This is a genomic window from Rhodococcus sp. IEGM 27, from assembly GCF_033142305.1.
Taxonomy (GTDB): domain Bacteria; phylum Actinomycetota; class Actinomycetes; order Mycobacteriales; family Mycobacteriaceae; genus Rhodococcus_F; species Rhodococcus_F oxybenzonivorans.
Genome location: NZ_JAWLSG010000003.1, coordinates 242,800 through 268,041, shown reverse-complemented (window position 1 = coordinate 268,041; position 25,242 = coordinate 242,800). Strand labels below are relative to the sequence as shown.

25 protein-coding genes and 1 pseudogene are annotated in these 25,242 nt (G+C 64.1%); 14 read left to right on the top strand and 12 right to left on the bottom strand.

Features of this window, described 5'->3' with window-relative positions:
* Nucleotides 1–36: 36 nt before the first annotated feature.
* Nucleotides 37–807, top strand: coding sequence for an SDR family oxidoreductase (locus R4P95_RS12150; RefSeq protein WP_317744403.1), 771 nt, complete (start codon nucleotides 37–39; stop codon nucleotides 805–807).
* Between the two features lie 613 nt (nucleotides 808–1,420).
* Here R4P95_RS12150 and R4P95_RS12145 read toward each other — a convergent pair.
* Nucleotides 1,421–2,782, bottom strand: a complete 1,362-nt coding sequence (locus R4P95_RS12145; RefSeq protein ID WP_317744404.1) for an alpha/beta hydrolase family protein — start codon at nucleotides 2,780–2,782, stop codon at nucleotides 1,421–1,423.
* 16 nt (nucleotides 2,783–2,798) lie between these two features.
* On the bottom strand, nucleotides 2,799–3,518 hold the full coding sequence (locus R4P95_RS12140; RefSeq protein WP_317744405.1) for an MBL fold metallo-hydrolase: 720 nt from the start codon (nucleotides 3,516–3,518) through the stop codon (nucleotides 2,799–2,801).
* Nucleotides 3,519–3,640: 122 nt separating this feature from the next.
* Between R4P95_RS12140 and R4P95_RS12135 the strand changes: the two genes are divergently transcribed.
* From R4P95_RS12135 to R4P95_RS12125, 3 genes are all read left to right on the top strand, one after another.
* Entirely contained in the window at nucleotides 3,641–4,552 is a 912-nt protein-coding gene (locus R4P95_RS12135; RefSeq protein ID WP_317744406.1) for a fumarylacetoacetate hydrolase family protein, read from the top strand.
* Nucleotides 4,549–5,229: a TetR/AcrR family transcriptional regulator gene (locus tag R4P95_RS12130; protein ID WP_317744407.1), complete on the top strand. Its 681-nt coding sequence runs from the start codon at nucleotides 4,549–4,551 to the stop codon at nucleotides 5,227–5,229. The genes R4P95_RS12135 and R4P95_RS12130 overlap by 4 nt, the downstream gene beginning before the upstream one ends.
* A 178-nt stretch (nucleotides 5,230–5,407) precedes the next feature.
* Nucleotides 5,408–5,617, top strand: a complete 210-nt coding sequence (locus R4P95_RS12125) for a hypothetical protein (protein WP_317744408.1) — start codon at nucleotides 5,408–5,410, stop codon at nucleotides 5,615–5,617.
* A gap of 375 nt (nucleotides 5,618–5,992) precedes the next feature.
* Here R4P95_RS12125 and R4P95_RS12120 read toward each other — a convergent pair whose 3' ends face one another.
* Nucleotides 5,993–6,817, bottom strand: coding sequence for an SDR family NAD(P)-dependent oxidoreductase (locus tag R4P95_RS12120; protein ID WP_213575749.1), 825 nt, complete (start codon nucleotides 6,815–6,817; stop codon nucleotides 5,993–5,995).
* A 287-nt stretch (nucleotides 6,818–7,104) separates the two neighbouring features.
* Here R4P95_RS12120 and R4P95_RS12115 point away from each other — a divergent pair, with 287 nt between their 5' ends.
* Both R4P95_RS12115 and R4P95_RS12110 read left to right on the top strand, forming a co-directional pair.
* Complete coding sequence (locus tag R4P95_RS12115) at nucleotides 7,105–7,719, top strand: TetR/AcrR family transcriptional regulator (protein WP_317744409.1); 615 nt, start codon at nucleotides 7,105–7,107, stop codon at nucleotides 7,717–7,719.
* A gap of 115 nt (nucleotides 7,720–7,834) precedes the next feature.
* A pseudogene (locus R4P95_RS12110) lies at nucleotides 7,835–7,960 on the top strand (IS5/IS1182 family transposase); the annotation flags it as partial.
* A 42-nt stretch (nucleotides 7,961–8,002) separates the two neighbouring features.
* Here the strand turns inward: R4P95_RS12110 and R4P95_RS12105 are convergent.
* On the bottom strand, nucleotides 8,003–8,686 hold the full coding sequence (locus R4P95_RS12105; RefSeq protein ID WP_317744410.1) for a PAS and ANTAR domain-containing protein: 684 nt from the start codon (nucleotides 8,684–8,686) through the stop codon (nucleotides 8,003–8,005).
* Nucleotides 8,687–8,831: 145 nt separating this feature from the next.
* On the opposite strand from R4P95_RS12105, the gene R4P95_RS12100 reads away from it, so the two are divergent.
* Nucleotides 8,832–9,542, top strand: coding sequence for a GAF and ANTAR domain-containing protein (locus R4P95_RS12100; RefSeq protein WP_317744411.1), 711 nt, complete (start codon nucleotides 8,832–8,834; stop codon nucleotides 9,540–9,542).
* 336 nt (nucleotides 9,543–9,878) lie between these two features.
* Here the strand turns inward: R4P95_RS12100 and R4P95_RS12095 are convergent, their stop codons facing one another.
* Entirely contained in the window at nucleotides 9,879–10,574 is a 696-nt protein-coding gene (locus R4P95_RS12095) for a class F sortase (RefSeq protein ID WP_317744412.1), read from the bottom strand.
* Entirely contained in the window at nucleotides 10,571–11,932 is a 1,362-nt protein-coding gene (locus R4P95_RS12090; protein WP_317756788.1) for an ice-binding family protein, read from the bottom strand. The genes R4P95_RS12095 and R4P95_RS12090 overlap by 4 nt, the downstream gene beginning before the upstream one ends.
* A 672-nt stretch (nucleotides 11,933–12,604) precedes the next feature.
* On the opposite strand from R4P95_RS12090, the gene R4P95_RS12085 reads away from it, so the two are divergent.
* Together R4P95_RS12085 and R4P95_RS12080 are read left to right on the top strand one after the other, a co-directional pair.
* On the top strand, nucleotides 12,605–12,868 hold the full coding sequence (locus tag R4P95_RS12085) for a hypothetical protein (protein ID WP_213575743.1): 264 nt from the start codon (nucleotides 12,605–12,607) through the stop codon (nucleotides 12,866–12,868).
* Between the two features lie 370 nt (nucleotides 12,869–13,238).
* Nucleotides 13,239–14,021 (top strand): response regulator transcription factor, encoded by a 783-nt coding sequence (locus R4P95_RS12080; protein ID WP_317744416.1) that lies wholly within the window; start codon nucleotides 13,239–13,241, stop codon nucleotides 14,019–14,021.
* Between the two features lie 46 nt (nucleotides 14,022–14,067).
* Here the strand turns inward: R4P95_RS12080 and R4P95_RS12075 are convergent, their stop codons facing one another.
* Entirely contained in the window at nucleotides 14,068–14,304 is a 237-nt protein-coding gene (locus R4P95_RS12075) for a sigma factor-like helix-turn-helix DNA-binding protein (protein ID WP_213575741.1), read from the bottom strand.
* A gap of 166 nt (nucleotides 14,305–14,470) precedes the next feature.
* A complete protein-coding gene (locus tag R4P95_RS12070) occupies nucleotides 14,471–16,840 on the bottom strand; it encodes an FdhF/YdeP family oxidoreductase (protein WP_317744418.1) in 2,370 nt (789 codons plus the stop codon).
* Between the two features lie 129 nt (nucleotides 16,841–16,969).
* Between R4P95_RS12070 and R4P95_RS12065 the strand changes: the two genes are divergently transcribed.
* Nucleotides 16,970–17,668 carry a Clp protease N-terminal domain-containing protein gene (locus R4P95_RS12065; RefSeq protein WP_213575739.1) on the top strand — a complete coding sequence of 233 codons (699 nt, stop codon included), beginning with the start codon at nucleotides 16,970–16,972 and terminating at the stop codon, nucleotides 17,666–17,668.
* Between the two features lie 51 nt (nucleotides 17,669–17,719).
* On the opposite strand, the gene R4P95_RS12060 is transcribed toward R4P95_RS12065, so the two are convergent.
* Together R4P95_RS12060 and hppD are read right to left on the bottom strand one after the other, a co-directional pair.
* A complete protein-coding gene (locus R4P95_RS12060) occupies nucleotides 17,720–17,932 on the bottom strand; it encodes a hypothetical protein (protein WP_317744420.1) in 213 nt (70 codons plus the stop codon).
* 76 nt (nucleotides 17,933–18,008) lie between these two features.
* Nucleotides 18,009–19,214, bottom strand: coding sequence for a 4-hydroxyphenylpyruvate dioxygenase (gene hppD / locus R4P95_RS12055; protein WP_109334443.1), 1,206 nt, complete (start codon nucleotides 19,212–19,214; stop codon nucleotides 18,009–18,011).
* Between the two features lie 182 nt (nucleotides 19,215–19,396).
* Here hppD and R4P95_RS12050 point away from each other — a divergent pair, with 182 nt between their 5' ends.
* The 3 genes from R4P95_RS12050 to R4P95_RS12040 all read left to right on the top strand — a co-directional run bounded on the left by R4P95_RS12050 (nucleotide 19,397) and on the right by R4P95_RS12040 (nucleotide 22,805).
* Entirely contained in the window at nucleotides 19,397–19,927 is a 531-nt protein-coding gene (locus R4P95_RS12050) for an Lrp/AsnC family transcriptional regulator (RefSeq protein ID WP_317744421.1), read from the top strand.
* 189 nt (nucleotides 19,928–20,116) lie between these two features.
* Nucleotides 20,117–21,343 (top strand): Glu/Leu/Phe/Val dehydrogenase, encoded by a 1,227-nt coding sequence (locus R4P95_RS12045; protein ID WP_213577535.1) that lies wholly within the window; start codon nucleotides 20,117–20,119, stop codon nucleotides 21,341–21,343.
* A 16-nt stretch (nucleotides 21,344–21,359) separates the two neighbouring features.
* Complete coding sequence (locus R4P95_RS12040) at nucleotides 21,360–22,805, top strand: amino acid permease (protein WP_397517684.1); 1,446 nt, start codon at nucleotides 21,360–21,362, stop codon at nucleotides 22,803–22,805.
* Nucleotides 22,806–22,858: 53 nt separating this feature from the next.
* On the opposite strand, the gene R4P95_RS12035 is transcribed toward R4P95_RS12040, so the two are convergent.
* Together R4P95_RS12035 and R4P95_RS12030 are read right to left on the bottom strand one after the other, a co-directional pair.
* Nucleotides 22,859–23,347, bottom strand: coding sequence for an SRPBCC family protein (locus tag R4P95_RS12035; RefSeq protein ID WP_213575735.1), 489 nt, complete (start codon nucleotides 23,345–23,347; stop codon nucleotides 22,859–22,861).
* Nucleotides 23,344–23,676 carry an ArsR/SmtB family transcription factor gene (locus R4P95_RS12030; RefSeq protein WP_213575734.1) on the bottom strand — a complete coding sequence of 111 codons (333 nt, stop codon included), beginning with the start codon at nucleotides 23,674–23,676 and terminating at the stop codon, nucleotides 23,344–23,346. Before R4P95_RS12030 ends, R4P95_RS12035 begins: the two co-directional genes overlap by 4 nt.
* 185 nt (nucleotides 23,677–23,861) lie before the next feature.
* On the opposite strand from R4P95_RS12030, the gene R4P95_RS12025 reads away from it, so the two are divergent.
* Nucleotides 23,862–25,157: a glycosyltransferase 87 family protein gene (locus R4P95_RS12025; protein WP_317744423.1), complete on the top strand. Its 1,296-nt coding sequence runs from the start codon at nucleotides 23,862–23,864 to the stop codon at nucleotides 25,155–25,157.
* Nucleotides 25,158–25,242 lie beyond the last annotated feature (85 nt).

The following is a 25,242-nucleotide window of genomic DNA, read 5'->3' as shown; positions in this document are numbered from 1 at the left end:
CTTCATCCCGTCAACCCTGAATGATCGGATCAGAACATGAATCTGAGCCTGAACGACCGAGTCGCGCTGATCACGGGAGGCGCGTCCGGGATCGGCCGCGCTGTCACCGAAGCGCTCACGCGGGAGGGGGCCCGAGTTGTCATCGTCGACCGAGATGCGGCAGGGCAACAGGTAGCGGACGAGTTGCGCGCTGCGGGGCACGAAGCGGTATTCGTCCGCGCCGACATCACGGACGAGACAGACGTGGCATCTGTTGTTCGCTACACCCTCGAGACCTACGGCAGTCTCGACACCGTGTGCGGGTGCGCAGGAATATCGGGCCCGGTGGGCCGCAGGGTCGACGAAATCGACGCCGCAGACTGGGATCTGGTCCAGTCGGTGAACGTCCGGGGAAATTTCTTACTGGCCAAACACACCGTGGCAGCACTGTCCGCCAGCGACATCGGCACACTGGTGTTCGTGGCCTCGGACTCGGCGTTCATTGCGTTCGAGGGAATGACACCGTACAGCGTGTCCAAAGCCGCGCTGGTGATGCTCGCAAGATCTCTGTCGGTCGACCACCCGCGCATGCGGGTCAACGCCGTATGTCCGGGCATCGTCGACACTCCGATGTCGCGCGCCGACCTCGCTGCCGCGGAGGGTTTCGACACCGCATCGTTCCCGGTGGTGACCGCCGATCAGATTGCTCGTCACGTTTTGTTTCTCGCGTCTCCGATCAGCGAACCTGCCAATGGAACCAGCCCGATCGTCGATTTCGGAATGCACTGCAGAGCCGCGATCGGAACCCTCGATTTCGGGTCGTCCTGACCGGTCGACTCGCCGCGTCGGCGGATCACTGCTCGTCCCCAGAATCACTCCCATAGAACTCCACTCGAGAACATCATTTCTCACGACGAACACGGCGACTCGATCGGATATCTACACACCAATACCGCGATCTGGACCGCCGACGCCGATCGGCCTACCGCCACGAGCATGCTGGTCCGCGGTGGCGTGATTCGCCTCTAGCGACCCGACACCCGAGCAACTGACCGGTGACGAGCAGGTCGTGAACCACGGCGGTGCTTTCCTGATGCCAGGCTTCGGGGACGTGCACAATCACCACCCTGTCCCCGCCTGAAGGTGATCACTTCAGGTTCCCGACGACGCTCGAGGCGAGGCTGACAATCACCCGCCGCTGGTGTGGCTTTCGTGGGATGGCCACCTCGTCCGTCGCGGACACTCCGGCCGCTGATTGAGACACGTACAACTGCGAGAGAGTCGCTACTTGGAGGAATGCCGGCGGAGACGTCCACCCAGTCGGGGCCACTTCGACGGAAGGGACTCTGTGACAGCACAATCGAACGCCATCGAAGACCTCCCCGCCAAAGCCGGGAACGTCAGGCCAGCCTCCCCTCGTGGTCTCGGGTTTGTGGGTCGGTTACTTCGCTGTGTCGATCAGGTGTTCGGTGAGCCAGTGTTGGGAGAAGTCGAGCCATTCGCGGTAGTGGCCCATCGCGCAATGGTCGTCGTCGGGGTAGAGGCGAACGGTCCCATTCGGAGCGGTCTCGGCGAGGTCGATGCTGTCCTGGGTGCTCATCAGGGTGTCGTTGTCGCCGTTGATCACCAGGAGCGGCATCGAGATGTCGGAGTAGCGGTCTTCGATGGACAGTGCTGACAGTGCGCGCATCAGGTCGAGTGGATGTCGCGCGCCGAGTGTGTCGGCGAGTGCGCTGAGGATGATCTGCGGGGTGCCCAACGCGCCACCGGTAAAGGAGCGGTGCGTGGGTGCTCCGCACGCGATGACGCAGGCGATGCGGTCATCGGTGGCGGCCAGACGTGCGGCCCAGTATCCACCGAAACTGACCCCGACCATGGCGATCCGGTCGGAGTCGAGACGGTCGTCGGCCACGAGGTGGTCGATGACCTCGTGGTAGATCGCTTCGGAGTCCGGGCCCATAGGCTTGGTGTAGGCGTAGCTGCCGGGCATCTCCATCAGAAACACCGCTACACCGGAATCGCGGTACCGCAGCTGCGGTATCGCCAATTCCTGAGCGGTGCCCTCGAGCCCGTTGGTGGTCAGCACCACCGGGTGCGGGCCCGGTCCGGGCGGCAGAAATAGATAGCCGGCCACGGTTTCCCGGTCGGAGACGGGGATCTCGACGTGCTCGACGGTGAGATTCAACGACGGGGCCAATGCACCGATGAGGACGTCGAACATCCGCCGTGATCGCCGATACGCGCGCATCCGTTGGCTGCTGTGTCCTGGGAATGCGCTGACCTGGTAGTAGGTGACGGCTTTGACCCACGCGTCGATCGCCCGAAAAGCGGTCGTTGCACGGAGCCGATCGGCAGCGGGGGTGTGGGCGGCGATGAGGTCGGAGACCGCGCCGAAACCCACTTGGGGTCCGTGGTCAGCGAACACAGCCGCTGCGGGGGCGATCAGATCGGTCAGGGTGGCGAGAGCGTCGGTGTCTGCAGCGGTGGTCGGGCTGCAGATGTCGGGGATCGGAGCCGACGTGGAGCCGGCTGTGAGGTCGCGCAGCAGTCCGGTGGCGCCGTCGACGTGGCCGGCCGCGATCCGGTTCCAGTAGGTGCACCAGCGGTCGTCGCGGAACGATCGTGCCCTGGTCAACTGCTGCGCGAACTCCTCGCGGTCGAGTCCTCCCATATTGGCGTAGCGCAGGGCGAACAACGCGGGTAGGAACGGTGCTGCGCCGGTCGCGCGCGCGGCGAGATCGGTGGTGTGGGTGACCGCGCAAGCGGTGACGAACAGCTTCTGCAGGAAGGTGGCGTCGGTCATCGTAGGTTCCCTCTGTTCAGAGTGTGTTGGTGACGGCCGCGTTGCGACGAGCGAGTTCGACTGCCGCAGTGGGAGTTCCGCGCCATGGCAATCCGTGCCCCGGGACGATCCAGTCGGCATCGATGTCGGCCAAGATGCGCAGCGCGGTGTGTGCTTCATCGGGATGGTGGGCAAAAAACGGCGGCAGCAATTGCGGACCCGTGATGGGCGAAAGGCTGTGGCCGGTGACCAAGGCATCGCCGGTGATCAGGACACGTTTGTCGGGAATGTGAAACGCACTGTGGCCGGAGGTGTGCCCGGAGCAGCCGATGGGGACCGGGGCGCCGGGTAGATCGAGCGCGCCGGCGCGGGGGTAGGACGTCGCGTGCGGGATCGTGACCGGTTTGAGAGCGCCCGCGCCGATGATGCGCGCCGTCCAGCGCATGCCTCGTGGCCTCACGCAGCGTTTGATGATGTCGCCGGGGCGAGCTTGTTCGAGATCGCCGCTCCGGGCATGAGCGGCATCGGCTGTGCTCATGAACACCGGGGTGCCGTACTTCTCGTGGAAGTGGTTGATGGCTCCCATGTGATCGAGGTGTGCATGGGTCAGCAAAATCGCCTGGACATCGCTGGGGTGGCAGCCCAACGCTCGAATCGAGGCCTCCACTCGGGGCGTGTCTCCCGACCAGCCCGCGTCGATCAGCGTCAATGCCGCGCCGTCGCGTAACAGCACCCAGTTGACTGCAGTTCCTTCCACGCAGAAGACATTCTCGGCAACCTCTTGCATGCGACCCCCCACTGTCGGAACGACTGTTCCGAAGCTAACATGCAGACACCACGTAACGGAACAGTCGTTCCGGTAGGCGAAGGGATCGGGCGATGAAGTTGAGACGAGTGCGCACCCCGGAAGGCCTTCAGGTGCAGGCGTCTGAGAGCGGTGGGCCGTGGGAGCCCATCACGGACCGAACTGCGCTGGGTGGACGGGTTTTCGACCCGGAGTGGGAACTGACCCGCGCCGACGAACACCTCCAGCGCAGTACGCAGTTGCTGCCGTTCCAGCCTGCGTCGTTCCGGGACTTCATGCTTTACGAGCAGCATGTTCTCGATGCCAGCCGGGGCTTGCTGCAGCGGTTTCATCCGAGGCAGGAACGGGTGGTCGCGGCCGTCGAGACCCTCACCCGACGCACGTTCCCGCTCCTCAAACCCAAGCCGCTGTTCTACACTCAGCCGATCTACTACATGTCCAACGCGTTGACCTTCGTGCCCTCGGGGACACCGATAGTTGCGCCCTCGTACACCGGGGCGCTCGATTACGAGCTCGAGATCGGGTTCGTCCTGGCGCGCGAGCTGTTCAACGCCACTGCGGACGAGGCCCTGGACGCTATCGGCGCATTTGTCGTGCTGAACGATCTCAGCGCACGTGATGTGCAGCGCGCCGAGATGGAGAGCGGATTCGGCCCGCAAAAGTCCAAGCACTTCGCGACGTCGCTGTCCGAGGTCGCTGTCACCGCCGACGAAATTCTGCCCCGCATCGACGCCCTACAGGGAACGGTCAGCATCAATGGCACCACCGTGAGTACTGTGTCCAGCGCCGGGATGCACCACAGCATCGGAGATGTTCTCGCACACGCATCCCGCGACGAGACCCTGCGACCCGGCGAATTGTTCGCCACCGGCACACTTCCCGGCGGCAGTGGCATGGAGACCGGACACTGGGTCAAACCCGGTGACATCCTGGAACTCGGTATCGACGGGATCGGTAGCATCCAACACGCCATACTCGGATCGTGACAGCTCTCTCCCCTGACAACCCGCAACCGCTGAGTTCGCGGGACGCCAATCGCGCCGAACTGCGGATGCGGCTGCTCGACACGGCCGAGGAGCTCTTCGCCGACCGCGGCTACTTCGGCGTCAGCGTCCGCGACATCACCGACCGCGCCGACACCCGACTGGCCGCGATCAGCGAACAATTCGGCGGCAAGGAAGGCCTGTTCCAGGCAGTACTGGCTCGACGTATTCGACCCCTCAACGACGACCGACGCGCCCATTTGGCGAAACTACCGGCCCACGGAGCTCGAGCTCGACGCCTGTGCGCACTCATCGACGCGTTCACCGAACCGATGCGCCAACGCGCCAGCGATCCCGGGTGGGGCAACTACTTTCGGCTCATCGCCCAACTCGCCAACTCCGGACATCCCATCGGACGGCTGATCGTCGACGACTTCAACACCATCGCCACCGACTTCATAACCCAGCTGCACGCTATGTTCCCGGAGGCGGACGACGTGGCAATTCACGACGCCTACCTACACCTTGTTGCCGCGACGATGCACACCTACTCCAACAATCTCCGGCTCGACAGCCTCACCAGGGGCCGCATGCACACACGCGACATCGACGAACGACATCAAGCACTACTGCGCTTCGTCGAAGGCGGCATCACTGCGATGGTGACAAGCGAAGCGTGACATGAAAACACGCACCTGACGTGCGCTGAACCGGGTCCAGTACGGGCTCGCTGTGCTGAATCCTCCCTATACAACCAGCCACCCGCGAGCATCCTGAAGTGCCACAAGTGCGCCTTACAGAACGGGCCGAGACTGCGTTGCTTCCCGCATTGAGATCCTACTGGCGGGCCGCGCCGGCTTGGCCGAATTGCAACTCGACGCCAACGCCGATCTCGCCGGGGCTCCCACCTCCCACACAGCTCTTCTCCTCGAGCCGTATCTGCCCGAGGAGCGCAGCGACGACTGGTGCGGTCAAAGCACGATGTCGCAGACCGACCTCACCGAGTGGCTACTGGAGGTCAGTGGTCGGACATCGAATCCCGGGCGGGCGTTCGGCCCTTCGTTGTAGCTCAGCTGGCTATGGGCGCAGCGATTCTCGCGATCTTCCCCGCGGTATTCGCGTCGGCGAACGTCGGACCGGTCTACTGGACGTTGACCGTGATCACCGCAGCCTCCCTCCCCAGCGTGGCCACCCTCGACGGCACCTTCATGCACGCAGGTTCACCAGACCCTTCATCGCCGGTGTGATCTTCGATTCATCCGGGTTCGGCGGAATGCTGATCTTCTCCACCGTCTGCTTGATTGCCTCGTTCGCCTTCATCGCAGCAGCGACCTCCGGACGACGACAAGTTCTGTAGAGCCACGCGAAGAGCCCACGCCCAGTGGCGGTTGCAGCCGACACCGGCTGTCACCGCACAACAGTTTTCGAGACCTGCGGTACCAGTCAGGACGGATCGGCGGACTGCAGGGTGTCGGCGAATGGGGCAGTGCCTGGATCGACGGCCTGTAGTCCGCCGTCGATCGGAATGACCGCTGCGTTTACATAAGACGCTGCCGGGGACACTAGCCAGGCGATGGTGGCCGCGACCTCGGACGCGTGCGCCGGGCGGTGCAACGGCGCGAGCGCAGTAGCGATTCGGTAGGCCTGTTCGGGGTCGATCTTTCTGGCCTCGGCATATTCGGCCATCTCCGCGTCCGCCATTTCGGTGCGCGTCCAGCCTGGGCAGACAACGTTGGCCCGGACCCCTTGCGGGCCGTAATCGACCGCCACCGACTGCACGAGCATCGTCAAAGCTGCTTTGGTGGCGTTGTAGCCTGCGGTCCCGGCCGACGCACGTAGCGCGCTCACCGACGAGACACCGACAACTGATCCGCGGCTGCGGATCAGGTGGGGCAGGGCGTGGTGCAGCAATCGGTAGGGGGCAGTGAGGTTGGTGTCCACCACCGACGCCCAATCCTGCTCCGACAATTCCGCAACCGGGCCGGGCCGCACGATACCGGCGTTGAGGACCACGGCGTCAAAGCGGCCGAACTGGTTCGCAGTGTCCTCGACCAGCCGCCGAGTCGCATCGGGGTCGGTGATGTCGACGATAGCCGGATGCGCGCCGGTCGCATGTGCAACCTGATCCAACTGCTCGCGGCGGCGGCCGCAGATCACTACCGTCCACCCGAGCGCACGAAGAGCCTCACAGGTCGCTGCACCGATGCCGCTGCCACCGCCCGTGATCACGACGACCGGGCTGGTGTGCCGAGTGTCAGAAAATGTCATCTCGCGTCTCTCTTCTGGTGGATTCTCGAACTAATGTCGGCCTACAGCGCGGTTCGGCTGCGCCGGGAGTGCCGCAGGGAAGAATTTGAGTGCACCGAAGTGCCGTTTCGTCTCGGCGCTGACGTAGCTCGTGTTCCAGTCGCGCCAACCTGAACATTTGGTCTAATGTGACTATTTGTACGAGAATGCACTACTCACACGCAATAATCAATACTTTGATCGTAGGTCGGACTTGGACTTGTGTGCGGTTGCTGAGCCCGATTCCAACCAGTAGGGGCGATGTCGATATGGTCGATTACGGCGTAACCGAGTCGCGGTACGGTAAGGGCCGCGATGCCCTCCTCGACGCAGCCATTCGCGCGGTCGCTGATGACGGACTTCGTCGCCTCACCTATCGACGGGTCGCGTCCGAGGCCGGTGTCGGCCACACGTTGGTTGCACACCACTTCGGCTCGATCGACACACTCGTAGAGCAGGCGCTGCAACGTTCTTTCGCGCGAAGTGTGGCAACGATCAGCACCCGGCCCGGTAGCGGTGATCTGAACGCCCTGTTCGCAGGACTGTCGACATTCGCAGAAGTAGACGCGGTAGATCAGGCTTTTCAATTCGAGCTGATGCTGGAGTCGCGGCGACGTCCCGGACTCAGACCCCACGTGCGGCGAGTGCGCGATGCCTACGTCGATGCCATCGGCACGGAACTGACGCTGGCCGGCCTCGAGCCTGACCCGGCCTTGAGCCACCTCATCTACTCAGCAGCCGAAGGTCTGATACTCGAACAGATCACCGGCGACGATCGGGAACCGACCGACGCTGCACTGAACCATCTCCGAGGACTATTGCGGCGAACTGCCCGTCCCACTGAAGGTGCTGACACCGAATGCATGAGACTGCAGGGGTCGTGAGGCACCGCATGAGGAAACAGCTTCGTGCCACCGGTGTGATCGAGGCGCGTGCGAGACCACGACGTGAGTAACATCGGCAGGATTGAACCCGTAAGAAGCGATCTGCACGTCAACCGTGGCAGATGAGTTGTCTCTGCGGCTGGTGTCGGATGCGTTGTGGGAGATCGTCGAACCGTTGGTTCCGCGCTTCGTCTCTCGCCCGCAGGGAGGTGGCAGCGCCCCGGTGGATAACCGGGCGGTGTCGCATGTACGCACCCATCCGCCGCCGCGACTCCTCGGTCGTTCATGTCGGCGACCTGGGCTTTCCAGTCAGATCGTCGGAGCGGGCTTCCCCGCGGCTGTGCACGGTCAGCAGCAGGTGATCGACGCGGTGGCGGAGCCCGGCCTCGTCAGGGTCGAGGTCGGCAAGACCGGCGACGAACGATTCGGCGATCGCGCGCAGCCGGGTGTTGGTGTCCTGGGATCGCCAGGCGAGGATATCGAACGCCCGATCCGCGGAAATGCCGTAGACCAGCATCAGCGCCCCCTTGGCCTGCTCGATCACCGCCCGTGACTGCGCGAGTTCGGCGACCACTTCGTCGACGGATTCCTTCACATCGCTGGTGTGCGAATCGGTGATGTCGATGTAGAACCCGGTCGTGCCGATCACCTGCCCGGTGTCGTCGTGCAGACGGTCACCGACGACGACGACGTGGCGGACCTTGCCGGCGGTATCGACAATGCGATGTTTACTGCTGAACGGTTCGGCATCGGTGACCATCCGATCGAGAACCCGGGCGACCTGCGGGTGGTCCTCGGGATGCTTGTGCGAGAGCAACAACTCGGTGGTCGGGTCGACCTCACCCGGCTGGTATCCGTGCATGCAGGCGACGGTGTCGGACCACTCCCACCGCTGGCCGGCGAGAAGGAACCGGAAACTGCCCACCCGCTGCGGCTGACCGCCACCGACCGCCTGCTTGGAATTCACGCCTATTTCTAGCGCATCGGTAGCGGGAGGGTTGCGGGAGTCCCCGCCGGGTGTCGCCGGCTGAGGTAGCGAGTGAACCCATACGGAGGTTCACGGCGTGAGCCGCGGGCTGTTTGCGGTCGCGCTGCCGGGGAAAGTAGGGGAAATGAGCGCCGAACAAAACCCAGCTCGTCCCGACGACGATCAGACGGTGTCCCTACTCGCCCGCACTCGTACCCTGTGCGGGCAATGCTCGAACGACGTCGGTGTCGACGGCATAGCCATCGCGGTATTCGCCAGCGACACCAGTCGGGACCTGGTGTACGCAACCGACATCACCGCCGAACGGATCGACGAACTCGAATTCACCCTAGGCGAGGGCCCCGGCCTTACCGCGTATCGCACATCGGTGCCCGAACTACACACCGATCTGACGGATCCCGCCGCAACGACACGGTGGCCGATGCTCGTCCCCGAGGTACTCGACCTCGGTGTTCGCGCCGTCTTCGCCTTCCCCCTCCGTCTGTTCATCGGCGCCCGCATCGGTGTCCTCGAGCTCTACCGCACCCAGCCCGGCCGGCTCGATACCCAGCACTATCGGGCCGCGGCCGGCTACGCCGCCGCCCTCGGCTCGATCGTGGTCGAGGAACTCGATCCCTCGCGCAACCCGACGATGGTCGACCTCGCCCTGTCTCCGCGCGGCAAGGTGCACCTAGCCGTCGGAATGATGGCCGCCCAGCTTCGGGTCTCTCCCGCCGACGCCCTCACCCGACTACGGGCGGTGGCGTTCGCGCAACACCGCAGGATCACGGTGATCGCCCAAGACATCATCGCCGCCCGACTCAGATTCCGGCCCGAGGATTCCGCCAGCACCTGATCTGCACCGACAGCATTTGCAGATCCTGAGCGACCCTTGCCGAGTTGTGATCGGACGCGCGGTTCTCGATCGAAGTCCTGGAGCCTGCCCAGGAGTAAATCCGCAACGTCCGGTACAGCACATAGATTTGCAACCGTAGATGACGTGCAGATGAGATGTGCGTTAGCCGGGGCGGTAGATGTCCGACAGGGGTTGACCGATCCGTTGCTGTTGCCGCGGCCCTGCGGATGGCAACGGATCGGTCAACCCCGCCCTATGCAAGCACTCTTCGCTGTCCGACGGGCCGTGGCTGCCTTCGCCTCCTTCCGTGAAATTTGCTCGGGCCCGGGGCCTCCGTCATCTCTGGTTGGCGGCGGCCGGAGTGATGTCGACCAAGGAGGTGTAGGCCACCACGTTGGATAGGTAGCTGCGGGCGTGCGGGTCGAATTCCCCTCCACAGGTGACGAGTTGGAGCGTGTGGTCGCCGTGTGAGCCGTAGACCTGCTCGGCGGGGAACTCCGTCTTCGGATATGTCTCCACCTTGGTGACGGAGAAATGCGCGACGTTGCCGTCGGCGAGACTCACCTCGACCGAGTCTCCCGCGTTCAGATTCTTCAATCGGTGGAAGACCGCCGGGCCCTCGTGTGAGTCGACATGCCCGAGGATCACGGCCGATCCCAGTTGCCCCGGAGCCGGACCGAACTTGTACCAACCCGGCTTGTCGAAATCGGCGGGCACCTCCACCGTTTCGTCGGGATTGAGGCCGAGCGTGATGAGGGATTCGTCCACCCCCAACTCGGGGATCCGCAGGGCGACCGGCGCCGGGCCGGACACCCCGTCAGAGGGTGCCGGCACGGTATCGGTCGCCGTGGGCGGTGTCAGCTGCGGATCAGTCGAATTCTGGTAACTGCGCAGGGCGAGGAAACCCGTCGCGACCAGCAACAGGACTGCCGCCAACACCCACCAGCGTTTCGCCCTGCCCATCGTCCCCTCGGTACCTGGCCACTCGGGGCCCGGGACGGACTCCGACCAGTCGGCGTTCGGGTCGCTCATCGTTGCCTCCCGCGCAGTCGGGCGCCCTGGCCGGCCGCTATGCCCGATCCAACTAGGGCCAGTCCTCCGAGCGAATAGAGCAGCGCGTCCTCACCGGTGGGCGGAATGATGCCACCGGCCCCAGTCTCCGGGGCGCCCTTGGGAATGATGTACCCGTTACCGCCGGGGCCGCCCTTACCGCCCCCGCCGGGTCCACCCTGACCGGGTCCGCCTTGCTCGCCGGGTCCACCCTGCTCACCGGGTCCACCCTGCTCACCGGGTCCACCCTGCTCACCGGGTCCGCCTTGCTCGCCGGGTCCGCCTTGCTCGCCGGGTCCACCCTGCTCACCGGGTCCACCCTGCTCACCAGGCCCACCGGGCGGAGCAGGAGGAGCGGGTGGTGCCGGCGGTCCCGGAGGAGCAGGCGGTGCCGGGGGCGCCGGAGGTCCTGGAGGAGCAGGGGGTGCGGGAGGTCCTGGAGGTGCAGGCGGTCCGGGAACGCCGGGAACGCCGGGAATACCTGGGACCCCTGGAACACCGGGAACGCCCGGGATTCCTCCGCCGGGCGGAATGGGAATTGGGATGGGAATCGGGATGGGAATCGGAACCACGGGACCGTTAGTGACGGTGGTAGTAATCGGCGGCGTGGTGGTCGTCGTGGTCGGCGGTGCCGTCGTGGTGGTCGTCGTTGTGGTCGGCGGCGGCGTCGTCGTGGACGTCGGCGGCGGCGTGACGCAGTTGGGCCGGGTGATGACGTTGTTGTCCAGGCTGACCTGGCCGTTGCGTGCCAGTACGCGTCCGTTCACGGTGGTGCCGGTCTGCACCGAGATGGAAGTCAACGCCATGATGGTGCCGACGAAGGTGGTGTTGGTGCCCAGAGTCGCCGAGCTACCCACCTGCCAGAACACGTTGCACGGCGAAGCCCCGTTGATCAGGGCGACCGTGCTGCCCGACGCGGTGATCAACGTGGATCCCGCCTGGAAGATGAAGACCGCGTTGGGATCTCCCTGCGCATCCAAGGTGACGGTGCCGGTCAGCCCCATCGGCCCGGCCGTGTTATAGGTACCGTCGACCAGAGTCAGACCACCGAGATCGGGGGGCGCCGCCGCGGTGGCCGGTCGGCCGGCCGCATCGTTGTATGCCGTCGTCAGGTCGGATTGGGCCTGTAGTGCAACTGCATCGGCGACGTGTTGGGTGCCGTTGATCACCGTTCCCGGTGGAAATCCTGTAACCGCGTTTCCTGGGCTGACCCCCAGGTCCCCGGAAACGGTCGTAGGGCCAGTGTTGGTGACTGTAGTGCCGGCCAATACAGCGAAGGTGGCGGCTGTCCCCAGACCGACCGGAGGATGAGACGCGGACGCGACACCACCGGAGAGCATCAGAGCCGTGGTGGTCGCGATGGCCGCTACCCCGACAAACCAGCGGCGCGGTGAACGCGCCCGAAGTGAATTGTGGATCGATGTCACGAATTTTCCCCTCACCGTGGAGCGGTTGACGAGTGGAATCATTCGCAAACCACCCGGTAGGTGTCAACGATCGAGACGGCGTGTCGGTTGATTGATTAATTTATCCCCTAGCAAGGGGTAAACAATTCTCGGAATTCGCCGATGTAGAAACGATGAGAAAAACAAAGGTCATTCACAAGCGGAGGCCGCACACGGGGAGGCAAATCCTCGCCGTCCACTCACGAGCTGGTCGGACGTACAGTAAGTTTCGGCGTTTGGTTGGACGCGCAGTAAGTTCAATCTGGTCGCATGTCCAATAAACGGTCGCGGCAAAGTTACCAATCTACATTGCATGGTTTCAAACCGGCGGTACGAAAACCAGTCCCAAACCCTGATAGGGACCGTGAATACCTCTTTATTCGGCAAGATTGCATATCCCGTATCCAGTTGTATTTTTGGTAACAACTTATTTTGCCTTCATGCCTGCTATCTTTCTATCCGTAGGCTTCGGTTCCGGTCCGTTTCTGGTCGTGCATGGGCAACAGAATTTCTGACACAACTCAGCATGTGCCTCCGAACCGGTTACCTCATCGGTTCATCAAGGAGATGAAGATGTCCAACGAGCACTCCATGGGAGCGTCCGAGACCGCGTTGCAGATCGCGGAGCTCGATGGTGATGAAGATTCGCTTGTACCGAGGACTGCAGCCGAACCCACCGCACCGTCCGTGGGCGCGACGAAATTCCCGCAGTTCTCCGCCCGGGTGGACCCTGAGTTGCTGCGGCAGGTAAAGATCGAAGTAGCCACCCGGGGGACGACTTTGCAGGCGGCGACGGCTGAAGCATTCAGGCTGTGGCTGTCCACGCAGTAACCCGACAGGGACAGCGTGCAGCGGACTTCTGACACCGACATCTCCGGTGCTGGGCCGACTACTGGCTGCCTGCGCGCAATCTCCCCCTGACACGGCAGTCCACGTCCGCCGACCGTCGATTGCGCCGTGCGGCATTGCCCGGCGGGCGGGCGCCCGCCCGCCGGACAAAGGCTGTCCGGCTTCCCCGCGTCACCGGAGCGGAATGAGTGGGTGCATCCACTGCATCCCTCAGCGTCGACAACTCAGAATGCTCGCAGTAACACTCCCGTCGATTCTCCCGATCTTGCCACTGACCCGTGAGTACTTATTAACAACCCGTGGTTGAGAAGTACTCACGGGCGGCGAAGCCGCAGGAGGGAGGGGCCCACCGATGTACTCCTTTGCCGATCACGGTGCCGTTCCGGGAACGGTCGTCCTCCTTCCGAGCGCCGAACCATGGCTCGTCGGGTACCTACGCTCGGCGGGAATGCACGTGCAGCCCGGTTCCGCCACGCTCGACGGACCAGATGTCGTGCGGCGTGCCGACGTGGTGATCGTCGACGCCCGTTCACGAAACCTCGAGGCGCTGGACACCATCCGAGTCTTGCGTGTTTTCGGAGCGAGAACGGGCATCCTCGTCGTCGACGAGTTCGCGAACGAGGAAACCCGGTGTTCCTACTTCGAGGCGGGCGCAGATGACGTGATGTGTGTTCCCGTCAACGTCGACGAGGTTGTCGCGAGGCTTCGCGCTCTCCTCCGACGACTGGGGCCATCTCGCTCGTCGTCGAATTCGTCCACCTCGTCCGGCGTCTCCGTGGACACCGACAACGCAGTGCTCAACGTCGGCACTGCCCGCATCGCGTTGAGTAGAACCGAACTCGACGTGCTCGTCGTTCTCGCGGGCAATGCCGGCCGCGTAGTCCGCCGGGGACAACTGTTACAGGAAGTGTGGGGGCTGCCGGCGGGTTCCAAGTCGAACGTCCTCAACACGTGTGTCTATCTACTACGCCGCAAATTCGAATCTCACGGGGCACCAGACGTCATCGATACGGTGCGCGGCGTCGGTTTCAGACTGAAATCCGAGGCCGACGAGCACCCGGCTCCGACACTCCTTGCCCACAGCAGCCGAAACACCTGCTCTGACACGGGATACACGTTGTCGGATGCGGTGTGAGTTACGACCCCGTAGTGTATTGAACGTTCGGTGCGGACAGACTTCCTCACTGCATCCAGCGTTCGACCTTATTGCGACGTCCGTCCGCGAGTTCTCGCCGGAGCAGGTTCATCGCGGCGTGCTGCATCAGCAGCACCGCCTCCGTCGAAGTGCCGAGAATCCGGGCCACCTTCTCGACCGGCAACTGATGAGCGAGCCGCAAGCGCAGCACCGTCCGGTACCGCTCGGGTAGCGCGTCGACGAGCGTCGACGGCCGCGTTGCGCTCTTGTCATCGATGGTCACCACGGCTCGCCTTTCGCTCGTCGAAGTCGCTTCACTGTGCCGGGCCCGATGTCCCGTGGGGAAGGGACCGGCGTCCCGATCAGCCGGGATGTTGCGCGGGCGAGCAGGGGTGACACCCACCGAACAGAGCACGGTAAGGGGACACAGTGGCGAACTGCGGACGAACTCAGGACAGGTGGTGCGGCTCCGGGTCGGTTTTGTGTGTCCAGTCAGCGCCCACCTCGTCTTGGTCGCCGGCCTGATTGCCGTCCCGCCCCTTTGTGCGGGCGAGCGAGATGACGACGGACTTCGAGGTTGGACAATTGCTGCCCAGCGCCGTCGAGTCCAGCGGCACCAGCGGATTGGTCTCCGGATAGTAGGCGGCGGCGGAGCCGCGCGGGGTGTCGTACTCGACGATGCGGAAGTTCTGCGCGCACCGGACCCGCTCGTCAGCGTCCCAGCGCGTGAAGAGATCGACCATGTCGCCGTCATCGAATCCGAGCGCCGCGATGTCGTCGCGGTGCATGAAGATGACGCGGCGGCCACCCTCGATGCCCCGGTAGCGGTCGCTGTACCCGTAGATCGTGGTATTGAATTGGTCGTGGCTACGCAGGGTCTGCAAGATCACATGCCCCGGCGGCACCTGCACGACCTCGATCGGGGACACCGCGAACTCTGCGCGACCCGAACGGGTTTCGAACGTTCGGGAGTCACGCGGCGGGTGCGGAAGTATGAAACCGCCCGGACGTCGGACGTTCACCTCGTACCCCTCGCATCCGGGCACGACGCGGGAGATGTGCAGCCGAATGTTCGCGTAATTCTCCCGCATCCCCTTCCAGTCGATTCCGTAGCGGTCACCGATGGTGGCTTCGGCAATGCGCGTCACGATGCCCACTTCCGACTCCAGGTGCGGACTGGCCGGGTCCAGCGGACCCCGCGACGCGTGAACCGAGCACGTCGAATCCTCGACCGAAACGAATTGCGGACCGGACGCCTGAACGTCCTTCTCGGTGCGCCCCTTCGTCGGCAGAATGAGCGCCGTCTCCCCGCACACCAGGTGTGAACGATTGATCTTGGTGGAGATGTGCACGGTCATGCGCGTCTTGCGGAGCGCCGCAGCGGTCACCTCGGTGTCTGGGGCGGCCTGAACGAAGTTGCCACCGAGTCCAAGGAAGAAGTGCGCCTTGCCGTCGCGCATTGCACGGATCGAGTCGACGGTGTCGTACCCGTTCGCGCGCGGCGGATCGAAACGGAATTCCTTTTGCAGGGCATCGAGAAAATGCCCGGGCGGACGCTCCCAGATACCCATCGTCCGGTCACCCTGCACGTTGGAGTGCCCGCGAACCGGAAACAGTCCGGCACCACGCTTCCCGATATTGCCCTGGGCCAGTGCGAGATTGGTGATCTCCTTGATGATGGCCACGGAGTTGCGATGCTGGGTGAGTCCCATCGCCCAGCAGTACACGGTGGCGTCGGAGTCCCGAAGCAACGTGGCGGCGTCGGTGATCTGCTCCCGGGACAGCCCCGTCGTCTCGGTGACGACGTCCCAGTCGACTGCGGCGACATGCTGTTTCCACGACTCGAAGCCGATCGTGTACTGGTCGATGAAAGCGTGATCGAGAGCATCCCATTCGACGAGCAGCGAACCGAAGGCCTGAAGCAGGGCGAGGTCCCCGTTCAGCGCGATCGGCAGGTGCATGTCGGACAGGTCGGTACCCGATCCCACCATGCCGCGTGGGGTCTGCGGATTCTTGAAGTTGACCAGACCGGCCTCACGGAGCGGATTGATCGACAGGATCTTCGCACCGTTCTGCTTGGCCTTCTCCAGCGCCGACAGCATCCTCGGATGATTCGTGCCCGGGTTCTGGCCCTGTAGCACAATCAGTTTCGCGTCGTACACGTCCTCCATCACCACACTCGCCTTGCCGATTCCGATCGACTCCTGAAGGGCGATGCTGGTGGATTCGTGGCACATGTTGGAACAGTCGGGCAGATTGTTCGTACCGAATGCGCGAACGAAGAGCTGGTACGCGAACGCCGCCTCGTTGGACGCGCGACCGGACGTATAGAAAATGGCCTCGTCCGGGCTGTCGAGTGCCTTCAACTGGCCGCCGATCAGGGCAAACGCGTCGTCCCAGTCGATCGGTTCGTAATGCGTCGCCCCCGGCCGCTTCACCATGGGGTGGGTGATCCGCCCCTGCTGCCCCAGCCAGTGTTCGCTGTGACTGTCGAGGTCGGCGATACTGTGCCGGGCGAAGAATTCCGGAGTGGCGCGGGACCGGGTCGCTTCCTCCGCAACCGCCTTCGCGCCGTTCTCACAGAATTCGGCTTTGTGCCGATGACCCGGGTCGGGGTCCGGCCATGCGCAGCTCATGCAGTCGAATCCCTCGGCCTGATTGAGTCGCAGCAGAGTCTCGGCCGTCCGCCTCATGCCCATGTGTTCAAGAGAACGTTTCATCGACACTGCGACTGCAGTGGGGCCGGCGGCATGATCTTCTTGGGGTCGGATTTCGAGGTCGGCCTCGTCGTGGTCGCGGCCCTCATCGTGGTGACGCATGGTCAGTCTCCCGTCACGGCTCGACGTTCTACCTGACATCGTATTCGCGCGGCGCGGCGTCGGCTGGAGAAAACTGCGCATCGTCAACTCGGCCTTGACGGGCATCATGCGTCAATCTACCGTTGACGCATGATGAAAATACGACTCGACGACCTCATCGACGGAATCCGCTCCGGATACCCCGATCAACCCCTCGAACAGTTGACGGCTGCAGTCTTGACCGCCGAGCACCTCAACGAAATTTCCGACCACCTGATCGGCCACTTCGTCGATCAAGCGCGGCGTAGCGGTGCGTCGTGGACGGAGATCGGCGGCTGTATCGGTGTCACGAAGCAGGCCGCCCAGCAGCGGTTCACACCCAAGGGCAGTGCCAACATGTTCGCGCGTTTCACCGAGAAGGCCCGGCAGGCGGTGGTCCAATCGCAGGAGGAAGCGCGGGCGCAGCGACTGTCCGAGATTCAGTCGGCCCATCTTCTACTCGGCATGCTGTGCGCGCCCGACAGCCTCGCGATGCGGGCGCTCGCCGACCAGGGCTTTACACCGCAGGCAATCCGGGAAGCAGCGGAGGCAGACCTAGCTGCCGGACCGGCCGACGCCGAATCCCCCGCTCTGATCCCCTACGCGGCGGGCGCGAAAAAGGTGCTCGAATTGTCCACCCGCGAGGCTCTGCGATTGGGCCACAACTACATCGGAACGGAACACATGCTGCTCGCGTTGATGGCCGACGAAACGGACAATCCGGGTCCGCTCCGACGCCTCGGCGCCGACACCGATGCCGCCGAAAGATTCCTGCTGACGGCGCTCGGCGCGGCGGAAGCGAAGGAATAGAGCCGCTTCCAGTCACCACTCAGTCGGTCGGGGCTTCCACCGCCCGGGTGCTCACTCGCCGAAGGCGAGTCCCCTTTCCTCGAGAGCGCCTTCAAGGATTCGAACAGCTTTGGGGCCCACGCCATGCATGGCGAGCAGTTCGCGACGACTGCGAGCGGCCACCTGCGCCAGGGTGGTGATGCCCGCCTCGAGTAGCGCACTGTTCGCCGGACGCCCGATCGGAGGAAGGTCGCCAATCTGTGCCGGGACATCGCGAGTGCTCATTCCGACACGGTACCGAAGCCATACCGTCCGATACGGGCATCGCGTCGACGAGTTCGTGCCTGACTCGAACCGCGTGTCAGAAGTTTCCGCGGGCGGCTTGTTCTCGCTCGATGGCTTCGAAGAGGGCCTTGAAGTTGCCGATACCGAAACCTAGGGAACCGTGGCGTTCGATGAGTTCGAAGAACACGGTAGGACGGTCGACGAGTGGTTTGGTGAAGATCTGCAGCAGGTATCCGTCCTCGTCGCGGTCGACGAGGATCCCCCGCTTCTGCAGCTCCTCGATCGGGGCACGCACGTTCCCGATCCGGGCCCGCAATTCCGGATCCTCGTAATACGAATCCGGGGTGGCCAAGAACTCGACACCCTCGGCGGTCAGCTGATCGACGGCGGTGAGAATGTCATTGGTGGCCAACGCCAGATGCTGGGCACCGGGACCACGATAGAAATCGAGGTACTCATCGATCTGCGAACGCTTCTTCGCGATCGCCGGCTCGTTGAGCGGGAACTTCACCCGATGATTGCCGTTCGAGACGACCTTGCTCATCAGCGCGGAGTAATCGGTGGCGATGTCCTCGCCCACGAACTCCGCCATGTTCGTAAAACCCATCACCCGGTTGTAGAACCCGACCCACTCATCCATCTTGCCCAATTCGACGTTGCCGACCACATGATCGAGGGCCTGGAACAACCGTTTCGGGGCGCCGTCCCGCTTGCGGTGCGTGGAGGTGCGTTCGACGTAGCCGGGCAGGTAGGGGCCGGTGTAACGGCTGCGGTCGACGAGGGTGTGCCGGGTATCGCCGTAGGTCGCGATCGCCGCCAGACGAACGGTGCCGTGCTCATCGGTGACGTCATGGGGCTCGTCCAGAACGGTCGCACCCTGCGCCCGGGCATGCGCAATGCACTTGTCGACATCGGGCACCGCCAGCGCGATGTCCACGACACCGTCACCGTGGACGCGATGATGCTCGATCAAGGAGCTGTCCGGGTCCACGGCACCCTTGATCACGAACCTGACCGCCCCGGATTCGAGAACGAAACTATGGTGATCGCGGTTACCGGTGGTCGGCCCGGAGTAGGCGACCAGAGTCATCCCGAACGCCGACTGAAAATAATGCGCGCTCTGGGTGGCATTCCCCACCACCCACACGACCGCATCCCAACCACTGACCGGAAACGGATCCGCCGCCGAGTCATACTCCACCAGACCCACCAACTGCCTGAGCTGATCGAGATCGAGATCCGCCAAACGTTCCTTGTCGGTAAGTGTCTGTTCGATCGTCATCGAAGTCTTCCTCTTTCATGGGCCGGTAAGCCGGACTGTCGCCTGCGTCACCACGAAAACCCACTCCGCCGTCGTAGGCAACCGAGCCAGGAGTTCCTAGCCGCAGTGCCACTTTCGAGGAGCAAATCACGCGATTTGTTATACAGTCGGACTAGCTGATCGACCTCGGAGGTGGTGTTCGCATGAAGGATGCCGTGCAGCTGGACGAGCTCGATTTCGCGCTGCTCGACGCCATGCACGCCGACCCGAAGGCGGGAGTGCTGGAGCTGTCGCGTCGAATCAAGGTGGCCCGAGCCACCGTTCAGGCGCGGGTACGCAAGCTCGAGGAGTCGGGCATCATCGCCGGTTACGAGCCGCATATCGACATTTCGGCTGCCGGTTTCGACGTGCAGGCATTCGTCACCCTGGAGACGGCGCAGGGCGCACTCGACTCGGTGACGTCGGAGCTCGAGTCGATTCCCGGTGTGCTCGAAGCCTTCGCGACCACCGGTTCGGGCGACATCCTCTGCCGGGTCGCGGCCCAATCACATCTCGGTTTGCAGCAGACGTTGATCGATCTGAACAAGTCGAGCGTCGTCGCGAGGTCCACGAGCGTGATGGTGCTCTCCGTGATCGTTCCGTATAGGTCGATGCCGCTGCAGCGCACCCTCGACCGTCGCGGTTCGGCGAAGGCTCCCGCGTACCGGGCCACCGATCAGCACGTCGATCGCTGAGTTTGCTGGGCACGTTGCCTAGAAAAACACCGAAAAACTGTCGTAGTGATGTTCATCCTGGCTACGTGCTGCAGGGCTGCTTGCGGCATGGGAGTGGCGCCCGCCACAGTGATCGCCGTAACAGCGGGTGCTGATCGAGGGAACGGCTCGATCGCACTGCTGCCCGGCCGCCCGACTCCGAAAGAAGCCATGAAGAACCTGCTCACCCGATTCGAAGAAAAGGCCCCCGAGATCGTCTTCGAGTGGCACGACACCGAGACGTCCGCCCGCGGATGGACCGTGATCAACTCCCTGCGTGGAGGCGCTGCCGGCGGTGGAACCCGGATGCGGCGCGGCCTGGACCGCCGGGAAGTGGAGTCCCTGGCCAAAACGATGGAAGTGAAGTTCACCGTCTCCGGGCCCGCCATCGGCGGCGCCAAGTCGGGCATCGACTTCGATCCGACGGACCCACGCAAGGACGAAGTGTTGCGACGCTGGTTCAGGGCCGTCACCCCGCTGCTGAAGGCGTACTACGGCACCGGCGGCGACCTGAACGTGGACGAGATGGCTGAGGTCGTCCCGATCACCGAGAGCTACGGGCTCTGGCACCCGCAGGAAGGCGTCGTCAACGGACACTTCGCGGCCAGCGACCGGGAACGGGTGCAGCGGGTGGGGCAACTCCGGCTCGGTGTCGCGAAGGTGGTCGAGGATCCGCGCTTCACCCCCGACCCGCAGGCCAAGTACACGGTGTCCGACCTGATCACCGGCTGGGGCGTCGCGGAATCGGTACGCCACTACTACCGCGTCTACGGCGGTGAACTCACCGGCAAGCGAGTGATCATGCAGGGCTGGGGCAACGTCGGGGCCACCGCCGCCTACTACCTGGCCCAGTCCGGTGCCCGCATCGTCGGAATCATCGACCGCAACGGCGGGGTGTCGAACACCGACGGGTACGACTTCGAACAGATCCGCGATCTGTTCCTCACCAGGTCGGGCAACGAGCTGAACGCCCCCGGCGCTGTGCCTTTCGCGGACATCAACGAGACGATCTGGAGCGTTGGCGCGGAGGTGTTCCTGCCTTGCGCGGCGTCCCGCCTGGTGACACGCGACCAGGTGGACCGGTTGATCGACGGCGGCCTCGAAGTGGTGGCGAGCGGGGCCAACGTGCCCTTCGCCGACGACGAGATCTTCTACGGCCCCACCTACGAGTACGCCGACAAGAGTGTGGCAGTGGTGCCCGACTTCATCGCCAACTGCGGCATGGCCCGAGCGTTCGCTTTGCTGATGGAGGGCGACATCGAGGTGTCCGACGACGCCATCTTCGGTGATGTGTCCACCACGGTGGCGACTGCACTCGAGCGGTGCCACGCGCGATCACAGCAGCCGACCGGGATTGCCGGTACCGCCTTCGAGATCGCTCTCGATCAGCTCGTCTGACGTCCTGGGAGACCGCATGAACACAGTTCACGACACAGTGGTGCAGACACCGCCTGCACCCACGAAAGACATTGTCACCCGCGGACTTCAGCAGGCGATGAAGCCACGACAGCTTGTGATGATGAGCCTGGGCGGCGCGATCGGGGCCGGGTTGTTCGTCGGTTCCGGCGCCGGGATCGCCGTCGCGGGTCCGGCAGTGCTCGTGTCCTTCCTGATCGCCGGCTTTCTCGTCGTGTTGGTGATGCGCATGATGGGCGAAATGGTGGCAGCCGACCCCGACAGCGGCGCCTTCTCGGTCCACGCCGAGAAGGCGATGGGGCCGATCGCGGGGCGCACGATCGGCTGGCTCTACTGGGTGCAGGTGGTCATCGTGGTGGCCGCCGAGGCAACCGCTGCGGCAGCCATCACCGCGGCGTCGATACCGGCGGTGCCGCAATGGGCGGCGGCGCTCTTCTACATGAGTGTGCTGACCGCCGTGAACCTGGCGGGTGTCTCCCGATTTGGCGAGTTCGAATTCTGGTTCGCTGCACTGAAAATCGCGGCGATTGTCGGGTTCCTGGGCATCGGCTCCGCGATGATCTTCGGTTGGATTCCGAGCTTCGACGCTCCCGCGCTGGCCAACCTCACGGGTCACGGTGGATTCGCCCCCAACGGGGTCACCGGCATCGCGGCCGGACTACTCATCGTGGTGTTCGCGTTCGGCGGCACCGAGGTAATGGCCATTGCGGCCGCAGAGACGTCCGAGCCGCGCCGCAACGTGAGCCGGGCGGTGCGCTCCATCGTGTGGCGAATCCTGGTGTTCTACATCGGTTCCGTTCTCATCATGGTGACGGTACTGCCGTGGACTGCCGAGGAACTCTCCTCGGGCCCCTTCGTCGCGGTGCTGAACGCCGCGCACGTGCCCGGGGCCGGCGCGGTGATGACCGTCGTCGTGGTGATCGCCCTGCTGTCCTCGCTCAACGCCATGCTGTTCAGTGGTTCACGGATGATCTACTCGCTGTCCGAGCGCGGCGCCGCGGCCAGAATTTTCGGGCGGGTATCCAGCAACGGCGTACCCCGCCTCGCGGTGCTCGCGTCGGTGACCTTCGGCTTCCTGACGGTGGTTCTCAACTACCTCGCACCCGATCGGGTACTTCCCCTGCTGCTCAACGCAGTCGGGTCGACGATTCTGGTGTTGTGGACATTCGTCACGGTGTCGCAGATCGTGTTACGCCGCCGCGCCGAGAAAGAAGGCCGCAACGATCTGCCGCTGAAGATGTGGGGTTTCCCGTATCTGTCCTATGTCGCTCTCGCCCTGCTCGCCGCCGTGGCGGTTCTGGCCCTGTTCGACGACGCAGCGCGGAACCAGCTCATCGCGACCCTCACCTTCACGTGCGCGATCACCCTGGCTTGCTGGGTCCTCGGACGTCGGCAGCGGAGGACGAGCGGCGACGTCAAAGCGGCCGCTGAGTCCGCCCACTGAGAGGTCGGCCTTCGACCGGAGGGGGACCGAGGCCGGTCAAGCGATCGGCGAGATCACCACGTCGTCTGCGCCAGAACCGCATCGAGGGCGGCGTAGCTCTCGTTCATGCCACCTTCCATGCCGGATTGCAGCATTCCGTCGCGCTCTTCGGGCGTGTGGAACTGGCTGACGACCGTCAGTTTGGTGCGACCGTCGCCCAGATCGGTGTAGGTGTTGTGGTCGACCGTGACGTGCCCGGGCATACCGTCCCATTCGAAGGTGTACACGAGACGCTCCATGGGAGCGATCTCACGGAACCGGCCCTCGAATCCGTGGGTGTCTCCCTCGGAGTGTTCGACGAAACGCCAGTGGCCACCGCGCTCGAATTCCCAGCGCTCGATGTCGAGCCGATTTCCGCGGCCCCACCACTGCGCCAGCAGGTCGGGGGTGGTGAAAGCTGCCCACACCCGTTCGCGCGGGGCATTGAAAATGCGTTCGACGCGGATTTCGCGATCCGCCGGGGTGGTGAGCGTCGCAGCCGTGGGGGGAGTGGAGGTGCTCATGAGGTGCCTTCCGTTCGTGTGAGGAATTCATCCAGACGGTCCAGTCGGCCCTGCAGAGACGTTTGGTAGTCCCGTATCCAGGCCACCTCACGCTCGAGGGAATTCGCGCCGAGCATGCAGTACCGCACCCGCCCACGTTTTTCCGTCACGACCATGCCCGCAACCTCGAGCAGGTGCACGTGCTTCTTGATTCCGGTGAGTGTCATCTCGAAGTGCTCTGCCAAATCGCTGATCGTGCTGGCGCCCCGGCCGAGTCTCTGCAGAATTCCGCGTCGCGTGGGGTCGGCCAGCGCGGCGAACGAAGTGTCGAGAGCTGAATGCTGAACCATCTAGTTCAGTGTTTCACTCGCTGGGGGTGCCGTCAACCCCCCGGCCTGCGCGCAGCTCGGGTCACGGCGTCTCGGAGCCGATACGGATGGATAACGAATCCGGTTGCCCCGCCCGCACTACCGAAGCCGCCGACTCTCGCCGGTTAGCGTGTACCTCGGGGCGGGGAGAAGAAAAGGGGACGGGCATGGCCGGGTCAAAGGCAGGCGACCGTGTTCTCTTACCTCGCAGCCTGACCCTCGTGATCGGGTTGGTGGTGAGCGCGACGGTGGCCGCCGCCTTGGTGCTCGGCCCCATCGATCCGTGGACCCCTGACATCGGGTTGTTCGCCGGGGGCGCCGACCTCCACGTGTACCGGGACGGTGGGTGGCGGGTGCAGCACGACCTGCCGCTCTACGGTGGCCCCGTCGTACTCGGATTGCTGTACACCTACACCCCGTTCTCGGCACTCGCCTTCGTCCCGCTCGAGCGGATCCCCGGCGCCTACGTCGACAACCTGTGGATGGCACTGAATCTGTTCGTGCTCGCCGCGTGCATCGTGCTGTGCTGCCGGATCCTCGGCTACCGGATCACCCCCTACCTGCTGCTCGTCACGGCCCTGGCGACTATCACGTGCACCTTCCTCGAGCCGGTACGGACAACCCTGTTCTACGGCCAGATCAATCTGGTGCTGATGCTGCTGGTGCTGTGGGACTTCTCGCGGCCGAATTCCAGCCGACTGCGGGGAGTGGGGACGGGGGTCAGCGCCGGAGTCAAACTGACTCCTGCGTATTTCGTGCTGGTGTTCCTGGCCTTGCGCCAGTGGCGTGCGGCTGCCGTCGCCATATCGGCCTTCCTCGCGACCGTGGGTGTGGCATGGGCGGTGATCCCCGGTGATTCGCGGCAGTACTGGACCAGCACGTTCTTCGACTCGACCCGCATCGCCGACAACAGACATCCGTCGAACCAGTCTCTGCGTGGCACCCTGGCCCGGCTGACCGACGGACAGGCGCCGCTGTGGCTGTGGTTCGTCCTGGCCGCGACCGTCACCGTTGTCAGCATTCTGGTGTCAGTGCGGTTGTACGAGCGCGGCGAGCACCTCCTCGCGGTCGCCCTCAGCGGCCTCACCATGGCCGTGGTGTCGCCGTATTCCTGGAGTCATCACTGGGTGTGGTTGATTCCCCTGCTCGTCTGGTTGGTGCACCGCGCGCTGACGGTGAGCCGACTCTGGTGGTGCGCCGCGGCTGGATTGTTCGCCGCGACCGCGGCGTGGCCGTACTGGTGGAGCACGGACTTCATCGTGATCGGCCTGTTCCTGTACCCGCCCTCATGGCCCGTGGCCCCGGTAATGCAGAACATCTACCTCGTCGTCTACGTCCCGGTCCTTGTCGCGTCGGCCGTTTTCGCACGCAGAACGCGACCCCCCGCCCTGGCCACGTTGCCGTGCGAGCCCGTCGATCCGGTGCTCGAGGATCCCCCGCACCTGCCGTTACGGAGCGCGTGACCGGCTTTCGCCACCGGCTGGACTCGACCGGAATATCCTGAGAGTAGTCACGTTGCCGTGGCTCCCCGCCCCGTGTCCCGAATCG

Excerpts from the sequence above, each read along its gene's own strand:
- R4P95_RS12150 (WP_317744403.1), top strand. The coding sequence starts at position 37 with ATGAATCTGAGCCTGAACGACCGAGTCGCGCTGATCACGGGAGGCGCG.
- R4P95_RS12145 (WP_317744404.1), bottom strand. The coding sequence starts at position 2,782 with ATGACCGACGCCACCTTCCTGCAGAAGCTGTTCGTCACCGCTTGCGCG.
- R4P95_RS12135 (WP_317744406.1), top strand. The coding sequence starts at position 3,641 with ATGAAGTTGAGACGAGTGCGCACCCCGGAAGGCCTTCAGGTGCAGGCG.
- R4P95_RS12120 (WP_213575749.1), bottom strand. The coding sequence starts at position 6,817 with ATGACATTTTCTGACACTCGGCACACCAGCCCGGTCGTCGTGATCACG.
- R4P95_RS12115 (WP_317744409.1), top strand. The coding sequence starts at position 7,105 with ATGGTCGATTACGGCGTAACCGAGTCGCGGTACGGTAAGGGCCGCGAT.
- R4P95_RS12100 (WP_317744411.1), top strand. The coding sequence starts at position 8,832 with ATGAGCGCCGAACAAAACCCAGCTCGTCCCGACGACGATCAGACGGTG.
- R4P95_RS12095 (WP_317744412.1), bottom strand. The coding sequence starts at position 10,574 with ATGAGCGACCCGAACGCCGACTGGTCGGAGTCCGTCCCGGGCCCCGAG.
- R4P95_RS12090 (WP_317756788.1), bottom strand. The coding sequence starts at position 11,932 with ATGCTCTCCGGTGGTGTCGCGTCCGCGTCTCATCCTCCGGTCGGTCTG.
- R4P95_RS12085 (WP_213575743.1), top strand. The coding sequence starts at position 12,605 with ATGAAGATGTCCAACGAGCACTCCATGGGAGCGTCCGAGACCGCGTTG.
- R4P95_RS12080 (WP_317744416.1), top strand. The coding sequence starts at position 13,239 with ATGTACTCCTTTGCCGATCACGGTGCCGTTCCGGGAACGGTCGTCCTC.
- R4P95_RS12070 (WP_317744418.1), bottom strand. The coding sequence starts at position 16,840 with ATGCGTCACCACGATGAGGGCCGCGACCACGACGAGGCCGACCTCGAA.
- R4P95_RS12065 (WP_213575739.1), top strand. The coding sequence starts at position 16,970 with ATGATGAAAATACGACTCGACGACCTCATCGACGGAATCCGCTCCGGA.
- R4P95_RS12060 (WP_317744420.1), bottom strand. The coding sequence starts at position 17,932 with ATGAGCACTCGCGATGTCCCGGCACAGATTGGCGACCTTCCTCCGATC.
- hppD (WP_109334443.1), bottom strand. The coding sequence starts at position 19,214 with ATGACGATCGAACAGACACTTACCGACAAGGAACGTTTGGCGGATCTC.
- R4P95_RS12050 (WP_317744421.1), top strand. The coding sequence starts at position 19,397 with ATGAAGGATGCCGTGCAGCTGGACGAGCTCGATTTCGCGCTGCTCGAC.
- R4P95_RS12045 (WP_213577535.1), top strand. The coding sequence starts at position 20,117 with ATGAAGAACCTGCTCACCCGATTCGAAGAAAAGGCCCCCGAGATCGTC.
- R4P95_RS12040 (WP_397517684.1), top strand. The coding sequence starts at position 21,360 with ATGAACACAGTTCACGACACAGTGGTGCAGACACCGCCTGCACCCACG.
- R4P95_RS12035 (WP_213575735.1), bottom strand. The coding sequence starts at position 23,347 with ATGAGCACCTCCACTCCCCCCACGGCTGCGACGCTCACCACCCCGGCG.
- R4P95_RS12030 (WP_213575734.1), bottom strand. The coding sequence starts at position 23,676 with ATGGTTCAGCATTCAGCTCTCGACACTTCGTTCGCCGCGCTGGCCGAC.
- R4P95_RS12025 (WP_317744423.1), top strand. The coding sequence starts at position 23,862 with ATGGCCGGGTCAAAGGCAGGCGACCGTGTTCTCTTACCTCGCAGCCTG.